Source organism: Bacillus badius NBRC 15713 (assembly GCF_001591605.1).
In the GTDB taxonomy this organism is placed as follows: Bacteria; Bacillota; Bacilli; order Bacillales; family Domibacillaceae; genus Pseudobacillus; species Pseudobacillus badius.
The window spans coordinates 1-23,300 of the sequence record NZ_BCVF01000046.1 but is presented as its reverse complement, the minus strand read 5'-3'; the positions used below and the strand labels follow the sequence as shown (position 1 = coordinate 23,300).

The following is a 23,300-nucleotide window of genomic DNA, read 5'->3' as shown; positions in this document are numbered from 1 at the left end:
TCTGAGATTAGCCGCTAGGCTAATCTTTTTTATTTTAGCTGGTAAATCACACAGGAATGGACATACTGTTAAGAACTTCAATAAATGAGGCGATAGAAATGAAAAAGAAAGCGATATGGATCTTGAGCATCCTTTTTACTCTGTTAGTAGTTGGCGGCTCCGTCATCAACTACATAAATGGTGCTTCTTTTGACTGGACTGATATGCTGGGAAGAGTTTTAACTAGCGCCCTGCCCTTGCTGCTTCTGTTTTGCAAGCGGATTCCATTCAGTTTGCCGCTTATAGCCGGCTACTACCTTTTGCTGTTCAGCACCTTTTTCCTCGGAGCAATGCTGCGCTTTTATGACCGGTTCTCTTGGTGGGATACAGCCACTCATTTTCTCGGAAGCGCCTTTATGGCTTTCGTGGCCATCGCTTTATACAAATGGTACATCCCTGAATCGGCAGAACGCCATGTTTCGTCTTGGCTCATTTTTCTATTTGTTTTATCCTTCTCCATCACTTCCAGCGTCATGTGGGAAGGCGTGGAATTTGTCGGCACGCTGATCGGCGCATTGGAAAGCGACAGCAACAAGGATACAATGACCGATTTGTTTTCCGGAATGGCAGGAGCGCTGATCGTTGCTGGATATGCCGTGTTTCAAAAAAAATCCATCGTCAAATGAAAAGGAACCACCTGAACAAACATCAGGCGGCTCCTTTTTCTTCTCAAAAATAGGCGGACGCTTGCCGCAGACATGACTTCAACGCCTCGGATACAGTGCCGGCATTATTAACGCCCAAACGAACTGGTTAATTCTCTGCCAGCTGCTGCTTCGCCTGTCTCTCCTGCGGACGATCTTCAGCCGGCTTAGAGCGCTTAATAAAGAGCGAAAGAATAAGCGCCACCGTAGCAATTAAAGTAGCAATAAAAAAGGCATCGTTAATTCCTTCAAGCATCGCTTTCATCGCAATTTGCTGTTTCATCTCCGCCAAAGCTGCCGGTGTCGGCTGCGCAGCCGCATGCTTCATCGCATCGGCCGCTATTTCTGCCGCGTGTGTTTCGGTGCGATTAGACATCACCGTGACGAGGAGAGCCGTTCCGATGGCGCCCGATACTTGATTCAACGTGTTGTTCATAGCTGTGCCATGCGGATAAAAGCGGGCAGGCAGCTGATTTAAGCCGTTGGTGGAAACAGGCATCATAACCATTGACATGCCGAACATCCGTACAGCATTTAGTAAAACTAAATGGGTGTAAGTTGTATCCAGCGTTAACTTACTGAAATAGTACGTAGTAACCGTTGTAATCAATAAGCCGGTAGCAGCTAGCACACGGCCGCCAAACTTATCGAACAATCTTCCAGTGACCGGTGACATCACCGCCATCACAAGTGCTCCCGGCAGCATCATCAGACCAGCATCCATTGGTGAAATCCCGCGGATGGTCTGCACATAAATAGGAATCAGCAGCATACCGGAAAACATGGCCATATTTACAACCATCGTAATGGATGATGACAAGGCAAACATCGGATATTTAAAGATCCGGAAGTTAAGCATCGGCATATCCATCTTCAGCTGGCGCAAAATAAACCATACTAAAGCAACAACCCCCACTAAGATCGTTCCATATACTTGCGGACTATCCCAGCCTTTGCTGCCGGCAGAACTGAACCCGTACAGCAGACCGCCAAATCCTAAGGTTGACAAGCACAAGGAAAATAAATCAAGGCGGATATTCACCTTTTCTTTTTTGTCCTTCAGCAAGAAGTAACCAATTAACAGCACAACAACAGCAATCGGCGTTACAAAATGGAACAGCATCCGCCAATCGTAATGCTCAATAATCCAGCCGGATAAAGTCGGGCCGATAGCTGGCGCCGCCATTAAGATTAATCCAAATACCCCCATCGCGGCTCCTCTTTTTTCTACAGGAAAGCTCACAAGCATGACATTCATTAAGAGCGGCATCATAATGGCCGAGCCAGAGGCTTGAACCATGCGTGCAGCCAGCAGAATAGGAAATACATGAGCCACTCCAGCGATAATGGTCCCTATCGTAAATAAGCTCATGGCGATCAAAAACAAACGGCGAACCGAATATTTCTGAATTAAAAAAGCGGTCGTTGGAATCATAATTCCATTCACCAGCATAAATCCTGTTGTCAGCCACTGCACAGTCGATGCGTCAACCTTTAAGTCCTTCATAATAGAAGGAAGCGCAATGTTTAACAGCGTGTTATTTAAAAATGCAATAAAAGCCCCAATCATCAGAACGGCCAGAATTCCGTACTGCGGGCGAGATGTCTTTTCTATTGAATGTTCCATCTATTCCCCTCCATGTACATTCAGTCTATTATTTTGTACCATCATTTCACACAACAGCTATCATATACTATATGTTCAAATTCTGCAACCTAAAAGTACCTTTATTTTATTGAGTTTGTACTAGTCTGAAAAATAATGTACTATAGTTTTGAACAGGCAGTCTAACTAATAATAAAGGTGATCAAATGAATGATAGAAAACAGCATGTGATTAAAATGGCTCACCAGCTATTTATTGAGAAGGGGTTCCAAGCCACCTCTATCCAGGATATATTGGACTACAGCGGTATCTCGAAGGGTACATTTTATAATTATTTTCCTTCTAAAAATGAACTGCTCATCGCTTTGTTTAAAACAATTTATCGCCAGCTGGAAAAGGAACGGAACGAGCTGCTTATCGGCCAAGACCCTTCTGATATTGAAATTTTCATTAAGCAAATTGAGCTTCAAATGCAGACAAACCGGACTAATAAGTTAATCGCTCTCTTCGAAGAAGTACTCGTGACAAATGATGAGGATTTAAAGCAATTTATGAAGAGAGGCCAATTGCTTACGATCCGCTGGGTGCATCAGCGCTTTACGGATATTTTCGACGAAAGTCATCGTCCCTATTTATTGGACGGCGCCATCATGCTGATCGGCATTTTGCATCAAACATTGAGATACTATGCGCTGGTTCATGAGTCAAAAGCCGGCTTTCAGCGAGCAGTAAGATACAGCGTCAACAGGATTGTAGGCGTTGTAAACGAAGCAGCCGAATCCGGTGAGCAATTAATTCGTCCTGAATTCTTGGACAACTGGCTTCCAGACTGCAAAAAAGCCGACCAGACATTTCAGCAAAAACTTTGCAGCATTATTTCCGCGTTGAAAAAAGCCGGTCACTGCCAGGAAGAAAAGCTGAAATGCAGCGAATTGCTGGACTTTATTCAAGATGAGCTTCTTCATGCGAGAAACCCTCGCAGATTTCTTGTAAAAAGCGCGCTCTCTTCGCTGAAAGAAAGCGCTGGCGTTCCGGCAAGCAAGCAGCTTCACTCACTGGAACAACTCATCACTAGTTACTTTGCCCAATAAAAAGAGAAAAAAGCTTAAGAAGCGACTCTTAAGCTCGAACGTGCAGGCAGCATTCTAAGTCTTTATAGGAAGGTAAGGACCATAAAGCAGAGAAGCATGATGACAAGACCGACAGGCAGTCCAAATTTCGCCCATTCCTTGCTCGTGATTCCCAGCTTTCCTGCTGAAATAATGTTCGGAATGTTGCCTGGAACAAGCATCCCTCCGCTGATCAAAAGACCCAGCAGAATCGCCTTTACAGCCGGTTCGTCCATGGAAGGGCTAATTTCAGCAGCAGTGAGGGTCGCGTTGTCAAGTATGGCTGAGATCATGTTCATCCAGTATAGAACACCGGTATCGACATGAAGAAGGTATTGGTTAATGAGCGGTTCAAACCCGGCACCAAGCAAGGTCAATCCCATTACAAATAAGTAAATCTTCACCGTTCGCACGGCAATCTCTTCATAGGACTCCTCCGTCCGGCGATCTCTCAGGCTGGCCTGATCGGCCGCCGGGTGAACAACCATCATCGCAAGAATGCCTAAAAGCAGAACAGCCCCTAACACTTCCGGTCCGATCAGCCGCAAAAGATAAAAGAAATCTCCTCCCAGCTTGCTGATCGCGATCGTGGACAGCGGCTCCCCGATTGGTGTTAAAGAAGCCCCCAGCCCAATCGAGAAACAAGCTAAGATGACAAGCCTGACCTCAGATTGGCGATCAAGCGGCAGAACACTCACTATCAAAACTAAAATCAGAGCGGCGATAATCGCTGTAATCACACTTGACAGCAGCCCTGAAATAACAACAACCAAGGCAATAAACAAGCGAAAGGGCATCCCCGTCTGAAGTCGATAAATCCCTTTTTCTAATGGCTTTCTCAGCCACTTGAACAAAAGGCCGGCCGCCAATACAGCAGCCGTAATGCTGATCGGATCTTTGAGCGCCTTCTCCAGTAAAGCCCGATCCAGCACATGGCCGCTGACAGCCGCCAAACCTCCCATCACAAATAAAAATACTTCTAAATTCTCCTCCACCTTTTTCGCGAGGAAAGGCAGCAGCAATACAAGCAGCAAGATAACGAATAAACCGATCATTAGCGAATCCCCTCCTTGCCATCAAGCTTTAACTAACAGCAACCTATTTATATGAAAAAAACGAAAAAAATATTTAACTTAAAGTTGATTGCTTCAAGAGTTCCTGCCCTTTGCCTAAAGAGCGGCAAACTAAAAAGCAGGCATTAACAAGAATGCCTGCTTAGCAATTATGAGTAATCCATACTGTTTTTCCGATAAATCAGCATAGTGGCAAAAAATGATGCGGCAGCCCACAGCAACAGTACCGCCATATTGCCGCTGACAGCACTTAAACCCTCGCCCTCGCCTAAGCGGACCCAAATATGGTTTAATTGTTCGCTTGGCAAATAATCGATCACCTTGACAAGAACTTCATTTTCTATCGTCGTTTTCACCATAGAAGCCATTCCAAAGACTACCAGTACAGGCATGCCAATAATGCTGCTCTCCATGACCGTCCGTGACAGCAAGCCAAGAATAGTTCCAATAGCTAAATAAATAATTAGGCCGAGCAATATACTCACTGCAAATACCGGCAGGGACGGAACGTGATAGCCTGACAATAAGATGGATCCCGTAATGATCACAATGGTCATTACAGCGGATAGAGCGCTTTTTCCCACTAAGATTTCCAGCGTATTTGCCGGTGACAATAGCAGTCCTCTCAGTGTATTTTTTTCTTTCTCCTCTGCTACCATAGCTGCTTGAATAAATGCACCGGCAATCACCAGAGCTAAATTAACCGGATATGAAGCCAGGATGGCGCTGTCTGCCCCTATGCGCCCGAGCCATGCAGCAAAAAATAACGGAATAGCTGCTGTAAAAAGAATATAAGAGTTTCTTTGAAGGTCTTTCCAATCCTTAATAAATATGGCATTTACTCTTTTCGTTGAAAAGGTCATTATAAGTTCCTCCCTGTTAACCGGACAAAGATGTCCCCAAGTGTCGGCTCATTTGAATGAATAGTTAGAAGCTGGCCTGTTTGAATAGAGTCATAGATGGCTTTAGCCCCTTCCTCGTCTTTCTTAACGACGACTGTTCTGTCGCCCTTTAATACGAGTGAGATCGATATGTTTTTCTCTCGAGCCCTTAAGCTTTGCGGTGTATCCAGCAGCCTTATTTCGCCGTCATGCAAAAAAGCGACCCGATCACAAAGCACCTCGGCCTCCTGCATATCATGGGTAGTTAAAAAAATCGTTGTTCCTTCCTCATTCAACTTCTTTAACCCTTCGTGAATATACTTTGTGTTGACTGGATCTAAAGCGGAAGTTGGTTCATCCAGAAACAGAAGATCTGGTTTGTGTAAGATGGCCCTGGCTAGCGTAACCCGCTGCTTCATCCCCTTTGACAGCTTTTGTACAATCTGTTTTTTCTCGTCTAATAGATTAACAGCTTCAAGCACTTCGTTTATTCTGCTTTTCTTTACTTCATACAAATCGCCATATAAGGCAAGGTTATCATAAATGCTAAGCCGCTCATAAAGACCGCTGTTATCTGTCAAAATACCGATTTTTTTCATATAAGCGGGCGTCTTTAACTTATGTATTGGTTCATTAAACACTTTGACTTCCCCAGATGTTGGGTGAAGCTGCGCTGTTAAAATTTTTATTATAGTCGTTTTTCCCGATCCGCTAGGACCTAAAAATCCAATCGTCTCCCCTTTTTTTACATTAAAGTCCACACGCTTCAAGGCGGTTTTATTCTCAAACGACTTCACCAAATGCTTTACTTCAATAACATTTTCCATTCTGCTTGCTCCTTTTCTCGTTTTCACCGTGGCACATCAAGTGTAATGGCCACAGAAGAAAAACGCCGTAATATCAAGGCCAAAAGAGTGAAAAAGCAGTTAAGGAGCGTCAATTTCCCGTTGAATGGAGCAACATTTTATTCAAAAGTCCGCTATTAGACTCTTATTTAAAATTAAATTCCAATAATATTTTTCAATTCATTCAACTTCCCTTTAGATAATGGGATAGCAGTCTTCTTTGAATCTTCGAGAATTAAGCTGTAGCTGTTTCTTGTCCAGGGAATCACTTCACGAACTCTTTGCAAATTAACAATATAGGAACGGTGACAACGAAAAAAACCAAAGGGCTGCAGCCGTTCAGATAATTCATTTAATGTAGCGGAACAGGGGAAAACTTCTCCATTTACATGCAGTTGGGCAACCCCTTCATTGCTCTCTACAAAAATGATTTCAGTCGGATCAAAAAGAACAATTTTCTCATTCATTTTTGCCGGAATTTTTTCAACCTTTATCTGCCTGTAAGCAAAGGAATGGTTCTCTTCATCGGGAAGCTCCTCCTGAGCGGCGGCTAGTTGATTTTCGGTACCAGCTGACTCTTTATGTTCCTCCTCAACCACTTCAATTTTTTTCAAGCCTTTTTCGTTCAACTGGTAAAGAATATTCGTCATAGATATGGCGCTTTCAAAGTTATCGGTCGTTATTAGAATAGCTTTTCCTTGCTCTGCAAAGTCTGCCAATACTCTTTGCATAATAATCTTGCTTTCAATATTCATATTTTGGTCAGGCTCTTCCATAAGAAGCAAATCCGGTTGATGCAAAACAGACTTAGCAAGCTGCAGCCTTTTCTTTTCCGAATAAGACAGCTTCATAATTTTCACCTTCGCCTTCTCCGCTAGGCAAACTTTATCGAGAAGCCCTTCTGTTTCCTCTTTCGCACCATACAGCCGTTGAAAGAACTTCAAGTATTCCTGTGGCGTCAAACGGTCATATAGGACTTCATCCAGCTGAAAGATTCCTACCCGGGCAGATAAGCTCTTAAAATGGCGATTTAAAGGTACACCCTCTAGTAAAATCTCGCCGTTTGATAACGGAACCTCGCCGATGACCATTTTTATTAGCTGTTTGCCCACTTCACTATGGCATTTAATCGCCACTATTTCTCCTTTACGTACATCTAAATCGAATGTTGGAAAAACAATTGTATTTCCTTCATTCTTTTCTATTTTCTTCATTTGCAGGATTACCATGTTATTGCACACCTCATATAAAATTAATCAATGATTATTTAAGCAGTCTGCGGCTGTATGGAGCTCCAGATATTGAGACTGCAGCATCAGCCGCAAGCATTCAGAGAAAAACACTCCCTTTTTCCTTGGAACTGTTATGATTTCTTTCATGCTGATTGCTTGGGATTCGTGTAAATCCTTGCTTCCCCGCGGAAAGCATTCTTCCGCAGCCATATTTAGAAACATTCTTCTATATGTTTCAATCGAGCCTTTTCATTATATAGTAAAGATTCCAAATGAACCTATAAATTCCATTACATTGCAAACTCTCGACTCATTCATCCTTTTCATAAAAAAATCCCGACTGCTCTTCTCAACCACTGAGCCTGCGGGGTTCAACTACAGCTATCTTTACTTGATCGCATTCAATCTATCCCCTCTCGCATCAGTCATCTGAAAATCACCTCCTCTCCCATCCTCTAATAAAATAACATATTCAACCATTTAAAATTCAAAGGAGTGAAAACATGGGAGTAGTAAACGGAAAAGAATTGATCGACCGTCTAAACCAGCTCAAAACAGAAATTTGGTTTGATGGAGAAAAAGTCGCAGGCAATCTCTCTGAGCACTCTGCCTTTAAAGGACTGCTGCAAACAAAAGCTTCCCTTTACGATTTGCAATGCCAGCCTGAGTTGAAGGAACAAATGACTTTTATATCGCCAAGCACCGGCGAACGTGTCGGCCTGTCTTATTTACAGCCGAAAACAAAGGAGGATTTGCTGAAGAGGAGAAAAATGATCGAACAATGGGCCAGACACACAGGCGGTCTGATGGGAAGAAGCCCTGACTACTTAAACAGCGTGCTAATGAGCTTTGCCTCCTCAGCAGAGCTCTTAACCGGCAGGGAAAATTGCTTTCCTGAACATATTCGGTCACTGTATGAGCTGGCTTGCGAAAAAGATCTTTCATTTACATATACATTCATCACGCCGCAAGTGAATCGCTCCCAAATCTATTCCGAGGATGCTAATGAACCTATCTCTGCTCAAATCGTTGACAGGAATGAGCAGGGACTGATCATTAAGGGAGCCCGTCTTCTTGCTACTCAGGGCGGCTTAACGGATGAAGTGCTAGTGTTCCATGCTCCTAAATTGTTTTTTCAATCCAATGAGGCCTTCGCATTTTCCATTCCTTCCGATACGAAAGGATTAAAGTTTATTTGCAGAGAGTCTTTTCTGAACAGCGAATCCCGTTTTGATCATCCTTTAAGCTCGCAATATGAAGAAATGGATTCTGTTATTGTCTTTGATCATGTGCTCGTTCCATGGGACCGTGTCTTCTTCTACGATAATATTAAAGCAGCGAACGACTTTCTCAAGAAAAGCTCGTTTTCCCCGTTTGCCGTTCACCAGGCCGTCACAAGGCAAACCATCAAAACAGAATTTATTTTAGGTGTGGCAGAGCTTCTCGTCCAAACGATTAACGTCAGCGAGTATCAGCATATTCAAGAAAAGCTATCGGAAATTATGATCGGTCTGGAAACAATGAAAGCATTGCTTGAGAAATCGGAGAATGATGCCCAATTGGATGAATGGGGATCGATGCGGCCGAGTCTTATCCCCCTCCAAGCGGCAAGCAACGTCTTTCCGAGGATTTACCCTCGCTTTACTGAAATCATTCAATTAATCGGTGCCAGCGGGATGGTATCTCTGCCAACCGAAAAAGCCTTTCAGTCTGCCATCAGAAAAGACCTTGACCAATATTTGCAGGCAGCAAACAAAACGGCCGTGGACCGGACGAAGCTATTCCGCTTAGCTTGGGATCTCACCATGAGCTCGTTTGGCACAAGGCAAACCCACTATGAAAGATATTTTTTCGGCGATCCTATACGGCTAGCCAGCGAATTCTACAAAGACTACCCAAAAGATGATTATGTCAAGGCAATCAACAGATGGCTGCAATCGGAATGAAAAAAACCGGAAAGAACGTTAGAGCCTTTCCGACTTGAAAGGCTCTTTTCGCTTAAAAAACTCAGTCTTCCGCTAAGAATCGCTTGAGCCAGCCGGCCATCAGCTGCAATGCCTCTTCATGAAGCGGTCGCGTCAAAACTGTTTTCATCAACGTCTTTGTTTTTAATATGCTTTTCGGTTCTGCCTGTTCGCGCAGGCCATGCTCCATATCTTCGACGACATAGTATTCACTTTCTCCTTGCACGAGGCCTGCCAGTTCTTCCAGCACAGTGCTGTCTACAAGCGGATCTTTATTGCCATGCAGGGCGAAAACAGGGCAAGTGACTCGTTGTAAAGCCGCTCTCGTCTGGTAATCTGCATGTTCACGAAACCATTTTGCCGGCTGCTTAATGCCTTGAACCCGAATCGTGTCGCGATTGGACGCTTTCATTTTCTCCAGTAGTTTTTCCGCCTTTTTTTCATTTATTTCATCTACCTTCAGCTTCCGATTAAACCACCCTTTCCAGCCAGGCATCTCTAACAGCTCCCGATAGGCCTGCTTCCGCTGGTGAATGAGCGCCTCCATTAAGTTATCCACCCCGCCGGACAGAAGCATACAGCCATCTATCGCCATGGTCGCCGCGATATCTGTCGCTAAGATGGTTCCTTCACTGTGGCCGCATACAATCACCTTCGAAACATTGGGCTGTCCCTGCAAAAAAGCCGCAGCTGCTTTGGCATCGGACAATAAGTCAGACAATCCGGCGTCCCTCCAGTCTCCTTGGCGTTTTCCTGTCCCGCGCTTGTCATAACGAAGCGTCATAAAACCACATTCTGTAAAGAAAACGGCTAATTCTTTATATAAATTCGTCGGATATTTGCCTTTTTTCCCATTTCCATCGCGATCAATCGGCCCCGAACCAGCGATAAGCAAGACTGCTGGAAACACTCCGGCCTGCTGCGGGCATGTGACTGTAGCAAAAATATCTTTTTCAATGATTATCTCTTTTTCGATCATCATGTTTCCCCTCATTCATTATATTATTAAATTTGATAATAATATCAATTGTAATAAAGTTCAACAAAAATAACGATTGAAGCGGCAAGCAAGAAGGCAAAATTTAAGAATGATTAGAAGAATCTATCAATTTATGCTATAATCCTAAAGCACCATTTCTTTACGAAAGGAAAGCGATTAGGCAATCGGCCTGAATGAAAAGGCAGGGACAAATCAATGATTAAAAAAATCGATCACTTGGTCATTACTACCGCAAATATGGAAAATTGCATCTCCTTTTATAAAAAGCTGGGTTTTACGGCCAAAAATACAAATGAACGCTGGGAGCTTTTCGCTGGCGACTTCAAAATTAATGTGCACTTTTTAGGAAAAGAATTATCTCCGCACGCCAAGCATATCCAAACAGGAAGCGCTGATTTGTGTTTGGAAGTGAACGGGAGCATTGATTATTTAAAAAATGAACTGGAAAAGAAGAACATCGAATTAGAAACCGGCACGGTGGAAAGAACTGGCGTAAAAGGCAAAATGAAATCACTCTATTTGCGCGATCCAGATGGAAACTTACTAGAATTCTGCAGCTACGAATAGACTGTATCCGGCTTTTATTCCACCTATATGTTATTTCTATCCTTGTTATTCTTTACCTGTTCCAATAAACAGGATTAGGTATTTATTAAGTGCCTGATTAAGAGTATGATAGTAGATAAAAACAGAAAGAGGTTGTCATATGGATTCAACATTTTCATCGGCAGGAGCCGCTAGGACGAAAACTAGGGCGATCGTCATTAATGCACTTTTTATTACATTAACTCTTGTAGCGACTATGTTTATCAACATAAAGCTTCCAATCATGGGAAACGGCGGCCTCATCCACTTGGGAAATGTGCCTCTTTTTATCGCCGCCTTCGTGTACGGCAAAAAAACCGGGGCGATAGCAGGAGCCTTCGGAATGGCCTTATTCGACCTTCTTTCCGGCTGGACAATATGGGCGCCGTTTACATTTGTTATCGTTGGGGCAATGGGCTTTACAGCAGGCCTCATCTCTGAAAAAGTGCCCGGCAAGAGAATCATCGTCAACACACTGGCGATTGCTGCCGCATTGGCAATTAAAGTCGTCGGCTATTATTTTGCTGAAGTGATTTTGTATGCTAACTGGATACAGCCATTCGGCTCTGTCCCTGGAAATGTCCTTCAGGTTGTTATCGCCGGGCTGATTGTCTTGCCGCTGGCAGGACGCTTAAAGAAAATTGCCGGGTAACTTGCCGGCTCCAAGCCGATCCCGCCAAAGCTGAGACAGTCGTCATCCCTGCTTTCTAATGAAACAAAAAGAGCCGGCACTAGCTTCTAGTGCCGGCTCTTTGAATGGGAACAGCAAGTGTATAAAAGGTCAAAAAAGAAGCTTCCCGCAAAAAACGGGAAGCTTCTTTAGCAGGGTAGCCTGCCGGGTCTTTTATACGCCTTGTCCTGCTGTCTGCAGCTGTTGCTTGTTTTCGCTTAGCCCGAGCGTCTGCGCTGTTGAAGCGTGGACTTCCTCCAGAAGCTCTGGATTTTGCATGAGCGACATGCTGTAAGAAGGAATCATCTCTTTGATTTTCGCTTCCCACTCGCCCATATGTTGAGGGAAGCATCTTTGAAGAACCTCAAGCATGACGTGAACCGCAGTGGAAGCCCCCGGAGAAGCACCCAGCAAGGCAGCGATGGAGCCGTCAGAAGCACTTACAACCTCTGTGCCAAATTGAAGGGTTCCTTTGCCGCCCGCTTCCGTATCTTTAATGACTTGTACACGCTGGCCGGCAACCACCATATCCCAATCTTCACTCTTGGCATTTGGAATAAACTCGCGCAATTCTTGCATGCGCTGCTCTTTGGATAGCATCAGCTGCTGGATCAAGTACTTCGTCAACGCCATTTCTTTTACTCCGGCCGCCAATAAGGTAGTAATATTATGCGGCTTTACGGAAGCAATCAAATCCATATTTGAACCAGTTTTTAAGAACTTAGGCGAAAAACCGGCAAACGGTCCGAATAATAAGGATTTTTTATTATCGATGTAGCGTGTGTCAAGATGCGGAACGGACATTGGCGGAGCGCCAACTTTAGCCTTTCCGTATACTTTGGCATGATGCTGCTCAACGACTTCTTGATTTTTGCATACCATAAACAATCCGCTAATCGGGAAGCCGCCAATGTGTTTTCCCTCTGGAATGCCTGATTTTTGCAGCAACTCCAAGCTTCCTCCCCCGGCTCCAAGGAAGACGAATTTGGCCGTTTCATATTTCATTTTGCAGCCGTCCACATCATGTACTTTTACTTCCCATAAGCCATCCTTCGTGCGCTTAAGACTTTCGACGCTATGGTTATAGTTAACCTCAACGTTCTTAGTTTTTAAGTGGTCAAATAACATACGTGTTAAAGCGCCAAAGTTAACATCTGTACCTGTGTCAATTTTCGTTGCTGCAATCGCTTCATCTGCTGGACGGTCTTGCATAATAAGCGGAATCCACTCTTTCAGTTTGTCCGCGTCATCAGAAAATTCCATTCCTTTGAAAAGAGGATTTTTTGACATCTCTTCAAAACGTCTCTTTAAGAATGCTACATTTTCTTCTCCTTGCACCATACTGACATGGGGCAGCGGCATAATAAATTCCTGCGGATTATTGATCAGCTGGCTCTTTACAAGGTAAGACCAAAACTGCATAGAAACCTGGAATTGTTCATTTACTTTAATTGCCTTTGTAATATCAACGGATCCGTCTGGTTTTTCAGAGGTGTAGTTGAGCTCGCACAATGCGGCATGCCCTGTTCCGGCATTATTCCATTCGTTAGAGCTTTCCTCTCCTGCGTCTGCTAGTTTCTCAAACACTGTAATATTCCAGTCCGGTGCTAGTTCTTTTAGAAGTGTACCTAAAGTCGCGCTCATGATTCCGGCACCAATTAAGATGACGTCTGTTTTCGTTTCTCTGTTGCTCATTTTAACCTTCCTTATCCCCTAAGATTTGCAGAAAAGATAGAGTCGCTCCCTCTTAGGCGTCACAAGCAAGCCAAGGCGCGACTTGACACACACCTTTTCTGTATCGATTGTACCTGATTATAGTATATCACTTTTACTTATAGTATAACACTTTTATTGACAGATTAAAATATTCCCATCTATGAATATATTATAAGCTATTTAAAAGCTGGTAAAAAGTGAAAAGTCTTTCCATGGATCTTGATCCAGCTTCTTGCAATGATTAAATGTAAGCGTGCCGTTGCTCCGAAGCTTCTCATTGCGCAAATTCCTTCATCACATTGCATCAACTTTTATTTATCAAGCTTATTTGTTATAGAAAATAAAGAACGGCTCCTTCGCAAAGAGATGCGATCAGAGCCGTTGCCGTATTTTTTATAGACTTTTGATCAGCCGCTGCTTAGCAGCTGTGTTTTAACCAAGCGACACTTTCCACATGAGCGGGCACAAATATGTAGATACAACGGATTTATCTCGTCACTCGCTTGTGAACGCAAAATAGGTAATTAAATCTTGATCGTTACTATTGTCGGTCTGTTTGCTTCAAGTCCTCAAGAGGTGTAATCAGTCTGTCCGCAAGCGAATTTCCGTCAATTACAACCTTCGCACCGGAAAGATTGACCACAAGTATCGCCGAGAGAGAAACAAGCATAACCGCGGCAGTGTCAAATATCGTTGTTGTCAGTGTGATCAGTTTGCTTTTTGAAATGTCATTTCGGATTATTCTGTAATATATGGGGCCCCTCTGTTTTCAAGGGTTTTAACTGATTTCAAGTTATATAGAATGATTGAAGTCACACATAACAAAAGCCCTGCAATAATAATGAGGAATCCGGTTCCTCTGCCGCTGCCCGTACCAATAATTTTCCCCACACTGTCAGCCAGCATCCCGCCGTCCACTAATAAAGGCGTGAACACAAAATCTGCAAGTATACCCGAAAGCGCATAAGCAGCAACAAATCCAAGCTGAGAAATTACCCCGATCAGTGACCATGCTCTTCCCTGAACAGAATGATCAATGTTCGTGCGGACAAGAAAATCCAGGGTTGTGTTTGCAAATGGCATCATTGCAAAAAAGAGGAATCCGGAAATACAGATCAAAATAATATGTTCGCGAAATCCGAATGCCGCCATAAACAGTCCTTCACAAAACAGCGCAACCGAAAGAATTTTCACGTAATCTTTTTTTATTGAAAAAAAACCAAGGAGTATACTTGATACAAGCATTCCAGAAGCAACAATAGTTTCAATTGTCCCAATTACAGAACTATCCGTAAAAGCAAGAAGCATCGGTATAGAGAGTGTTTCAATAAATCCGAGAAAAAAAGTCAACACGGATGTGACGATGACAAGAACAAGCACTCCTCTGTTTTTAGAAATAGCATACCAACCTTCTTTGAACTCATGTATAAAAGATTTAGTCTGTTCACATGTCTTAGAAGGAAGACCTCTTCGTACAGCAAGCGTAGTTAAAACAGTGACAAAAAAAGTGCAAATGTCGATGATAAGCAACAGCTTTATATCCGAAACAGCGAGTAAAAATCCCGCAATTATAGGCGAAATCAGAAATTTTGCCGAGCCCGCCAATTGGACAAGACCACTTGCCTGCGTGTACTGTTCCTCAGTAAGTAAATCAGTAACCGTCGCTTTATATGAGGGTTCAAGCAGCGAAGAAAACACGGAGCTAATGGCAACTCCCACACAAATCTGCCATAGCTGTGCTTCTCCGCGAAGCATACAAATTAAAATAAAGACAAGTCCGAGTGCGGAAAGACTATCGCCTAAGACCATTAACAGCCTTCGATCATGGCGATCTGCAAGAACGCCCGCATAAGAGCTTAAGAGAAGCGAAGGCATAAACGCAAGCAAGGTGACTAGTGCCATTGCCGACGCCTTCCCCGTCTGCTGGAAAACATAAATCCCGAGCCCGAATGACGTAAGACCTCCTCCTATAGTGGAAACAAGCTGACCCGACCAAAGTAAAAGAAATTTATTGAAGGATTTTACTGAGTTATTCATTGTTGCTTCCACCTCCCATACCAAACATCTTTAAAGTGTTCATCAGACTTCCGCTTTCTGCCCCAAGCAGCCTTTCTACATTGCAGATAAAGGCAAGCACTCGTGAAAAGCGCTCCTCGTTTGTCATTGTCACCACATCATCATCAAAAACGGCAGTTGCATACATCACAACCATTTCCATACACTCATACGGAAATGGTGTGTTGAACATTCCCTGCTCAATACCCTCGCGGATGATTTCCGCTAGTATCGGCGGAACGCCATTGACGATGACCTTTTGTATTTTTTGATGCATAAGCGCGTTCTGCGGCTTATGAATGTGCTCCATAATTTCCTTGCTGTTTCCGCCACTTATATTTAGTGCCATAACAACACGGATAATGCGCTCGACTACAGGTATGCTCTTGTCGGCAGCAATTTCCTGCACCGCCCCCAAAAGACGGACATTGTGCCGCTCAATCAGCGGATCTATAATATCCTCCTTTGCCTTGAAGTGATGATACATTGTCCCCCACGCGATACCGACCGTTTCGAGAATATCGTTTGTACTTGTCCCGTCCAAGCCCTTCTGACCGAAAAGCTCATCTGCCGCGTCAAGAATTTCGTTCTTGCGTACTTCAGCTTCTTTTCTCATCCAACTCCTCCTTATAGACCGACTGTCTGTCGGTATAATTATATCGTTTTTTCTTGAATTTTCAACCAAACATTATAATTTCGTTGTATGTAATATGGAAATTCAAGTTATTTATTACAATTTTTAATTAGAAATGGCAAGCCCCGCAGGATAAGAGAACATTCCTTGTTTGCACAAAAAAAAGACGCTTCAATCGAAACGTCTCTTGCTGTAGATATTAAATTTTCATAGTGATAACTTTAAACTTTGATTTGCATTCATTGCCTTAGAATTGAATTTCTTTAATTTTTTATCTCATATGATAACCCTCGATACTTCTTGAAAAGGCTTATTGTCTTTGTAGCAACACTATAGCTTCCACGTGAGTCGTCTGCGGAAACATATCAACCGGCTGCACTTCCATTGTTTGATAGCCGCCGTCTTCCAAAAAACGCAAGTCACGGGCAAGTGTAGCCGGGTTGCAGGACACGTAGACAACTTTTTCCGGTTTCATATCGATAACGGTCTGCAAGAGCGCTTCATCGCAGCCTTTGCGCGGCGGATCAACCACAAGAACGTCCGCTTTGTTGCCTTGCTTATACCAGTCCGTGATCACTTCTTCTGCTTTGCCAGCAGCGAATTCAACGTTATCCAAGCCATTCAAGCTGGCATTTCTCCTCGCATCCTCAATGGCTTCGGGAACGATTTCAACGCCGAATACATGTTTTGCTTTCTGGGCGAGAAATAACGAAATGGTGCCGATGCCGCAATAAGCGTCAATAACGGTTTCATTGCCGGTCAGACCGGCATACTCAAGCGCCTGATCATACAACACTTTCGTCTGCACCGGATTTACCTGGTAAAAGGATTTGGCGGAAATCGCGAATTTCACATCACCGATATAGTCATAAATGACATCACTTCCCCACAGCACGTTCGTCTGTTCTCCCATAATCACGTTCGTCCGCTGAGGATTCACATTATGAATAATCGATTTGACTTGCGGCAAACGGCGTGTGATTTCCTCTATCAGTTTGCGGGAATGCGGCAGATCGGCTGTTCGTGTAATCAAAACAACCATCAGTTCTCCTGTTGCTTTTCCGCAGCGTGCCATGATGTGGCGAAGCACGCCTTTATGTGCCACTTCATCATACGCCTTCACGCCAAGCCGGCCGCAAATTTCCTTCACCGCCTGAACGGCTTCATTAATTTCTGGCAGTTGAATCACACTTTCATTCGTATCGACAATTTCATGGCTGCGCGGTTTAAAGAAGCCGGCAATCAAACGGCCGGCTTTCTCTCCGACCGGTACTTGTGCTTTATTGCGGTAATGCCACGGCTCCTTCATGCCTAAAATGGGATGAACGTTTACATCTTCCAATTTGCCGATTCGTGCCAGCACTTCCCTCACTTGTTTTTCTTTAAATTGAAGCTGTCCTTCATAGCTAATATGTGAAAGCTGGGTCCCTCCGTATTTATGGAGCTCTGAAGACGGGATATCTATCCGCTGCGGGCTGCTTTCATATAGTTCAATCAGCCGGCCAAACCCATAGCCTTTATTAATCTTTGTCACTTGAATGCTGCCCTTTTCCCCGGGCAGCGCGCCCGCTACAAAGAGAGGATAGCCCTCTACCTTTGCCACCGCATGTCCGTCATGGGTTAAATCTTCGAAAGAAACATCTATTAGTTGGTTTTTTTGAACAGGGGCTTGAATTTTTGCCACGATTATCCACCCTTTTTATTTTTTCTTAAGAATCGAAAGCTATTCTACCATATATCTAGAACCTGCGGCAAAAAAAGGATGGCACATGGCAAGACGGCCTTTTGACCAAACCCGCTCGGCCTCCGATCATCACCTGGTTCTTCTGCTGGCCTATAAAAGAAGCCAGGCCCCGTTACTGCTCGGCAGCGACAGGAGCCAGGCGTTGAGCATAGCCGGCATATTGGCCTTGTTTCTGTATAAGCGTGTCGTGTGTGCCTCTCTCAGTAATCTGCCCTTGGTTCAGCACAAGAATTTGATCAGCCTGCCGGATAGTATTGAGCCGGTGAGCGATGATAATGGTTGTCCGCCCTTTCATCAGACTGCTGAGCGCTTCCTGAATATACATTTCTGTAATCGTATCAATGCTGCTTGTTGCTTCATCCAAAATTAAAATAGCCGGATCCGCAAGCATCGCCCTGGCAATAGCAAGCAGCTGCTTCTGTCCTTGGCTAATGCCTGTGCCTTCATTTTGAAGCTTTGTCTCGTAGCCGTCCGGCAGCTTCATAATAAAAGAATGGGCATTGGCAGACTTAGCGGCCGCTATGACTTCTTCATCCGTTGCCTCCAGGCGGCCATAGCGGATATTTTCCTTGATCGTTCCTTCAAATAAAAACGCGTCCTGCAACACAAACCCCATATGCTTTCTCAGCTCAGACCGGGGAATGCTGGCAGTGTTGCAGCTGTCTACCAAGATAGCGCCGCTATCCGGGTCATAAAAGCGGGCGAGCAAATTAATGATGGTCGACTTGCCTGAACCTGTCGGCCCAACGAGCGCCACCATGTCTCCGCTCTCTGCTGTAAAGCTGACTTTCTTGATCGTTTCATTGCCTTTCTCGTAAGCAAAGGATACGTCCCGAAATTCAATTTTTCCGCGAACATTATCTAATTGAACATCGGCAGCTTTTTCTTTCTCTTCTTGTTCCGTATCCAAAATATCAAATACCCGCTCTGCCCCGGCAATGGCTGAGAGCAGCGTATTGAACTGGTTCGCCAAGTCATTGAGCGGACGGGTGAACTGCCGGGAATATTCAGCAAAAACAACAATGACCCCAACTGTCACATGGCCGTACAGCGCCAGCAGCCCCCCTGCTCCGGCAATAAGCGCAAAGCTGATATTATTAAGCATGTTCATCAGCTTGGGAATAAAGCCGGAATACGTTTGCGCCCAAAAGCCGGCTTCCTTCAGCTTGGCATTTCGTTCATTGAACGCCAGTGCGATTTTTTCTTCACGAGAAAACATTTTCACAATGTGCTTGCTTGACACAGCCTCTTCAATAAAGCCGTTCAGCTCGCCCAAGTGGCGCTGCTGTTCCTTAAACAGACGGCGAGTCCGGCTTGTAATCCAGTTCATGCCGATATACAGAAGCGGAACAATTAATAAAGTCACAGCTGTTAATACCGGACTTAAATAGAGCATAACCGCAATAGCTCCCGTCAGCGTCAATACGCTGGAAGCAACCTGGATGACCGAGCTGTTGAGCGTGCTGCTGATGTTTTCAATATCATTGGTCACCCGGCTCATCAGCTCACCATGCTGACGCTTATCAAAAAAAGACAGCGGCAGCTGGTGAAGATGAGTAAACAATTCCGTCCGCATTTCATATACCGTTTTTTGAGCCACACCGACCATCCAATAGTTTTGCAGAAAAATCGTTGCCGAATAGAAAACATAGACAACAGCCAGCAACACAAGCAATAAAACCAAGCCTTGCCTATCTTTTGTCATAATGAAATCATCGATGGCACGGCCGACAAGATAAGGGCCAAGCAGTCCAAGCGCAGAGCTCGCAGCAACCATGAGAACAACAAGAAAGAGAAGCCCCTTCCTTCTCGCTAAGTATCCCGCCAGCCTTTTCAATGTCGGCAGCAGCTCTTTTACTTTCGGCTTTGGCCCAAGCTGAGCATGGCGGCTGTGGGGATGGGCCGGCTTAACGGCTGACCTTGACATAAGACATCCCTTCCTTTCCATACTGAGAAGCTAAAATGCGGCGGTAAAATTCACTTCCGGCTACAAGCTCTTCATGGCTGCCGGAAGCGGTCACCTTCCCATCCTCCAGCAAAATGATTTGATCCGCCTGCATCGCTGTGCTGATCTTTTGCGTAATAATGACTGTCGTGCAGCTTTCTTTCCGGATCTCTGATAATAGCCGGGCCTCTGTTTGCACATCAAGAGCGCTCGTGCTGTCATCCAGCAGCAGAATTAGCGGTTTGCGAATGAGCGCCCGCGCAATAGATAGCCGCTGCTTTTGGCCGCCTGATAAATTCACGCCCTTTTGGCCGATCATCGTATCATATTTCTTCGGCAAGCTTTCAACCGTTTCGTGAATTTGGGCGCGCCGGGCCGCTTCGATGACTTCTTCCATTGAAGCATCCTCTTTTCCCCAAGAAATGTTTTCGCGAATCGTTCCGGTAAATAAATGCGATTCTTGAGGAACAAAACCAATCTGTTCACGGAGAGATGCCGGCTGAAGCGTACGGATATCCTGACCGTCAATCAGAATCTTCCCTGCATCAAGCTCATACAGGCGGGGGATGAGGTAAAAAAGCGTCGATTTTCCCGAACCGGTTGCCCCTAAAATGGCGGCCGTCTTTCCAGGCTGGACGGAGAAAGTGATTCCGTCAAGAACAGGCGCGCTGCTCCCTGGAAAAGAAAAACCAACCTCCTCAAATTCGATGCTCCCCTCTTGCGGCTGAAAAGGGGTTCCTTTTAAGCGCTGGTCCGCCTCTTCTTCCGGCTGCTCCAGCAGTTCGCCGATCCGCTGGCTTGAAGCTCTTCCTCTTGAAAAAGCCATTAAAATAAACGTAAACATCGATAAAGAGGAAATGATCCGCGTTGCATAGTTAATCACAGCGACAATCTGCCCTTCAGTAGCTGTGCCGTTCGCAAATTCAGCAAAACCAAACCATAAAATAGCAATCAAGCTGGCATTCATCACGAGAAGCAGCACCGGAGTTGTTGCTTCCACTGCGCGCAGCACACGGATTGTCTGGGACATCAGCTTTTCGCCTGCCTCCTGAAACCGGCTGACCTCGTGCTTCCATCTAAGGAAAGCTTTAATAATGCGCATCCCTGTCAAGTTCTCCTGTATCACATTATTGACACGATCGAGCCGCTGCTGGACCGACCGGAATAAAGAAGCGCTTCTCTTCATCATCATAAAGAGAAAAATAAGCATAGGCGGTATCGTCACCAGCAGGATCACCGTCAGCTTAGCATGAATCAAGAACGCCATCACCGTTCCAAAGATGACCATTAAAGGAGCGCGCAGCATAATCCGCAGACTCATAAATACCGCGTTTTGCAGCTGCGTTACATCATTGGTCAGCCGGGTGATGAGCGACGAAGCGGCAAACCGGCTATAGTTAGCAAAAGAAAAGGATTGCACTTTCTCCATCATTTTCTCCCGCAGATCGAAGCCGAAATTTTGGCCGACATGGGCAGCGGCAAAAGAATTAATAATCCCTGAAGCAAAAGCTAATAAAGACGTGCCGAGCATAAAAGCTCCCCATTTATAAACGGCTCCCATATCCTGCTTCACAATGCCTTCATCAATAATTTTCGCCATAAACAAGGGATGAGTCAGCTCCACTGCCAGTTCCACCAGCATAAGCAGCCAGGCAAAGGCCATATAGCCTCGATAAGGTTTTAAATAAGATAACACACGTTTCATTCTGTCACCTGCTCTTAGCCATCACTTCACAGCTTTGTTTTCCACAGTATAGTCCAAGCAGCCACTCCCATCAAATAGTTTGCCGGTTTTTCTGCTCGCGGCGGCCCTGCAGCAGAAAATAAACGGCCAAACCGGCAGCGACATAGGCCGAACAGGACAAATACAGCGTGCTGAAGCTCATGCCTGTTACAGCCCAGCCGATAATAAATGAACCGGCACCGATGCCTAAATCATAAATGGATAAAAAGGTTGCTGTAGCCAAGGCTTTTTTCTTAGGCGGTGCTTCTTGAATCGCAATGGTTTGAAAGCTTGGAAACAACGTGCCCCAGCCCAGTCCGATCATTCCGGCTGCCACAAGAAACACAAGAGCCGTTTCCGTCTGACTCAGCACAAACATCCCCGCAGCAAACATAAGGATCGACGGATAGACAATCGCATGTGCCCCGTACCGGTCAAACCATCTGCCGGTGAATGGCCGTGACATCAACAAGACCACGGCATATACAACAAAAAAGTAACTAGCTACGCCGCCAATGTGCAGCTCCTCTGCATACACCGAAACGAATGATAGCAAAGAAGCGTATATAATCGAAAAAAATCCGCCGACAAGAGCGATCGGCATCGCCGAAAACTCAAACAAATCCCGCAGATTGAATTTCAATTGAAAAATGGAGACAACAGGAACAGATTGTTTCTGCTCATCGGTATGAATAACCAGACCGGCTGTCACCGCTAAACAGGCGATTGCTGCATTAATCGCAAACATCGCTGTATTTCCCAGCGATTGCATCACTGTCAGCCCCAAAAAAGGGCCGATAACCATCGCCAAGTTCGTTGACATCACATAATAACCCATTCCTTCCCCGCGCCGGGAACCGGGAATAATTTCAGCAACCATTGCTCCCGTAGCCGTCGTCGCCATCCCAAACCCGATGCCGTGAATGAACCGGACCGCTAGCATCATACCAAGCGTGTCAGGGAAAAAATACAATAATGAAGCCCCGAGAAAAATGACTTGTGAGCTGATGAGAACCGTCTTTTTGCCGAACTTCTCAATCCACTGTCCGGCAAAAGGACGGACAATAATCGCCGAAATAAGAAAAAATGTTGTCAGCAGCCCTGCCTGTGCTGAACTCCCCCCTAATGATTGAAGGGCATATACCGGCATGGTCACTAATAAAAAATAAAAAGCAACGAACAAAAAGAAATTGCTCGCTGATACACTGATAAAATCCTTCGTCCATAATGGCTCTTTATTCATTTCTTTTCTTCCTCTCCTTGCTGACTTTCCAATGAAGATAGCCACTCTGCCATCAGCTGCTGCAATTGCCGCTGATGTTCTTTTGAAAACCCTTTGATGGTTTGCTCGTTCATTTCCAGCACAGCCTTTTCCCAAACCGGATACTCTTTTTGTGCCAGTTCGGTCAGCTCGATAAACTTCATCCGTTTATCTTCACCCGGCACTTGCCTCACGTACCCTTGCTTGACAAGGCGCTGGATCGTCCGGGTCATTGGCGGTGCTTCCACCGCTAAGTACTCACTTAGCTCTTTTTGTGTCAGCCTGCCCTGCTGCATCAGCACATACAATACAGACCATTGCGCACTGTAAAGGCCGTATTTCTGCAAAACGGTGTTGTTGCGCTTCATGATTTGCCTGGACAATTGATGGACCGAGTGAAACAAAACATGTAATTCCATACACCTTCTCCTTTAATTACCTAGGTAACTATTTTCCGACTTTGCTATTGTATCATAAATTCCGACAAAAAGAATAGGCAATGTTCATCTTTATTTGATTGCCCGCCGCTATGGGTGCAAAACAAAAAACTGCCGAATGTTTCGGCAGTTTCAGG

General features: G+C 44.8%; 19 protein-coding genes. 5 read left to right on the top strand and 14 right to left on the bottom strand.

Features of this window, described 5'->3' with window-relative positions:
• Positions 1-98 precede the first annotated feature (98 nt).
• The gene (locus BBA02S_RS17295) at positions 99-665 is read left to right on the top strand and encodes a DUF2238 domain-containing protein (protein WP_041101203.1); all 567 of its coding nucleotides are present in this window, start codon (positions 99-101) and stop codon (positions 663-665) included.
• A gap of 127 nt (positions 666-792) precedes the next feature.
• Here the strand turns inward: BBA02S_RS17295 and BBA02S_RS17290 are convergent, their stop codons facing one another.
• Positions 793-2,310: a DHA2 family efflux MFS transporter permease subunit gene (locus BBA02S_RS17290; RefSeq protein ID WP_041114205.1), complete on the bottom strand. Its 1,518-nt coding sequence runs from the start codon at positions 2,308-2,310 to the stop codon at positions 793-795.
• 185 nt (positions 2,311-2,495) lie between these two features.
• Here BBA02S_RS17290 and BBA02S_RS17285 point away from each other — a divergent pair, with 185 nt between their 5' ends.
• A complete protein-coding gene (locus BBA02S_RS17285; protein ID WP_041101199.1) occupies positions 2,496-3,380 on the top strand; it encodes a TetR/AcrR family transcriptional regulator in 885 nt (294 codons plus the stop codon).
• A 62-nt stretch (positions 3,381-3,442) separates the two neighbouring features.
• Here the strand turns inward: BBA02S_RS17285 and BBA02S_RS17280 are convergent, their stop codons facing one another.
• The 4 genes from BBA02S_RS17280 to BBA02S_RS17265 all read right to left on the bottom strand — a co-directional run bounded on the left by BBA02S_RS17280 (position 3,443) and on the right by BBA02S_RS17265 (position 7,426).
• A complete protein-coding gene (locus tag BBA02S_RS17280) occupies positions 3,443-4,453 on the bottom strand; it encodes a DUF1646 family protein (RefSeq protein ID WP_041114204.1) in 1,011 nt (336 codons plus the stop codon).
• A 167-nt stretch (positions 4,454-4,620) separates the two neighbouring features.
• Positions 4,621-5,334 (bottom strand): ABC transporter permease, encoded by a 714-nt coding sequence (locus tag BBA02S_RS17275; RefSeq protein ID WP_041101195.1) that lies wholly within the window; start codon positions 5,332-5,334, stop codon positions 4,621-4,623.
• Positions 5,334-6,179: an ABC transporter ATP-binding protein gene (locus BBA02S_RS17270; RefSeq protein ID WP_041101193.1), complete on the bottom strand. Its 846-nt coding sequence runs from the start codon at positions 6,177-6,179 to the stop codon at positions 5,334-5,336. The genes BBA02S_RS17275 and BBA02S_RS17270 overlap by 1 nt, the downstream gene beginning before the upstream one ends.
• Before the next feature lie 173 nt (positions 6,180-6,352).
• Positions 6,353-7,426, bottom strand: a complete 1,074-nt coding sequence (locus BBA02S_RS17265; RefSeq protein WP_041114202.1) for a LytTR family transcriptional regulator DNA-binding domain-containing protein — start codon at positions 7,424-7,426, stop codon at positions 6,353-6,355.
• A gap of 506 nt (positions 7,427-7,932) precedes the next feature.
• Between BBA02S_RS17265 and hpaB the strand changes: the two genes are divergently transcribed.
• A complete protein-coding gene (gene hpaB / locus BBA02S_RS17255; protein ID WP_041114201.1) occupies positions 7,933-9,375 on the top strand; it encodes a 4-hydroxyphenylacetate 3-monooxygenase, oxygenase component in 1,443 nt (480 codons plus the stop codon).
• Between the two features lie 61 nt (positions 9,376-9,436).
• On the opposite strand, the gene BBA02S_RS17250 is transcribed toward hpaB, so the two are convergent.
• Positions 9,437-10,375: an alpha/beta hydrolase gene (locus BBA02S_RS17250; protein ID WP_041101185.1), complete on the bottom strand. Its 939-nt coding sequence runs from the start codon at positions 10,373-10,375 to the stop codon at positions 9,437-9,439.
• A 213-nt stretch (positions 10,376-10,588) separates the two neighbouring features.
• Here BBA02S_RS17250 and BBA02S_RS17245 point away from each other — a divergent pair, with 213 nt between their 5' ends.
• Positions 10,589-10,960, top strand: coding sequence for a VOC family protein (locus tag BBA02S_RS17245; protein WP_041101182.1), 372 nt, complete (start codon positions 10,589-10,591; stop codon positions 10,958-10,960).
• Positions 10,961-11,099: 139 nt separating this feature from the next.
• Complete coding sequence (locus BBA02S_RS17240) at positions 11,100-11,630, top strand: ECF transporter S component (protein WP_041114200.1); 531 nt, start codon at positions 11,100-11,102, stop codon at positions 11,628-11,630.
• A gap of 192 nt (positions 11,631-11,822) precedes the next feature.
• On the opposite strand, the gene mqo is transcribed toward BBA02S_RS17240, so the two are convergent.
• From mqo to BBA02S_RS17200, 8 genes are all read right to left on the bottom strand, one after another.
• Positions 11,823-13,343, bottom strand: a complete 1,521-nt coding sequence (gene mqo, locus BBA02S_RS17235; protein WP_041114199.1) for a malate dehydrogenase (quinone) — start codon at positions 13,341-13,343, stop codon at positions 11,823-11,825.
• Positions 13,344-14,102: 759 nt separating this feature from the next.
• Positions 14,103-15,401, bottom strand: coding sequence for an MFS transporter (locus tag BBA02S_RS17230; protein ID WP_041101176.1), 1,299 nt, complete (start codon positions 15,399-15,401; stop codon positions 14,103-14,105).
• Positions 15,394-16,035 carry a TetR/AcrR family transcriptional regulator gene (locus BBA02S_RS17225; RefSeq protein ID WP_041114198.1) on the bottom strand — a complete coding sequence of 214 codons (642 nt, stop codon included), beginning with the start codon at positions 16,033-16,035 and terminating at the stop codon, positions 15,394-15,396. The genes BBA02S_RS17230 and BBA02S_RS17225 overlap by 8 nt, the downstream gene beginning before the upstream one ends.
• Positions 16,036-16,363: 328 nt before the next feature.
• Positions 16,364-17,737: a 23S rRNA (uracil(1939)-C(5))-methyltransferase RlmD gene (gene rlmD / locus BBA02S_RS17220; RefSeq protein WP_082028261.1), complete on the bottom strand. Its 1,374-nt coding sequence runs from the start codon at positions 17,735-17,737 to the stop codon at positions 16,364-16,366.
• 172 nt (positions 17,738-17,909) lie between these two features.
• Positions 17,910-19,724, bottom strand: coding sequence for an ABC transporter ATP-binding protein (locus tag BBA02S_RS17215; protein WP_041101172.1), 1,815 nt, complete (start codon positions 19,722-19,724; stop codon positions 17,910-17,912).
• Positions 19,705-21,447, bottom strand: a complete 1,743-nt coding sequence (locus BBA02S_RS17210) for an ABC transporter ATP-binding protein (protein WP_041101170.1) — start codon at positions 21,445-21,447, stop codon at positions 19,705-19,707. The genes BBA02S_RS17215 and BBA02S_RS17210 overlap by 20 nt, the downstream gene beginning before the upstream one ends.
• A 70-nt stretch (positions 21,448-21,517) precedes the next feature.
• A complete protein-coding gene (locus BBA02S_RS17205) occupies positions 21,518-22,708 on the bottom strand; it encodes an MFS transporter (protein WP_041101168.1) in 1,191 nt (396 codons plus the stop codon).
• Complete coding sequence (locus BBA02S_RS17200) at positions 22,705-23,145, bottom strand: MarR family winged helix-turn-helix transcriptional regulator (RefSeq protein ID WP_041101166.1); 441 nt, start codon at positions 23,143-23,145, stop codon at positions 22,705-22,707. The genes BBA02S_RS17205 and BBA02S_RS17200 overlap by 4 nt, the downstream gene beginning before the upstream one ends.
• Between the last annotated feature and the right edge of the window lie 155 nt (positions 23,146-23,300).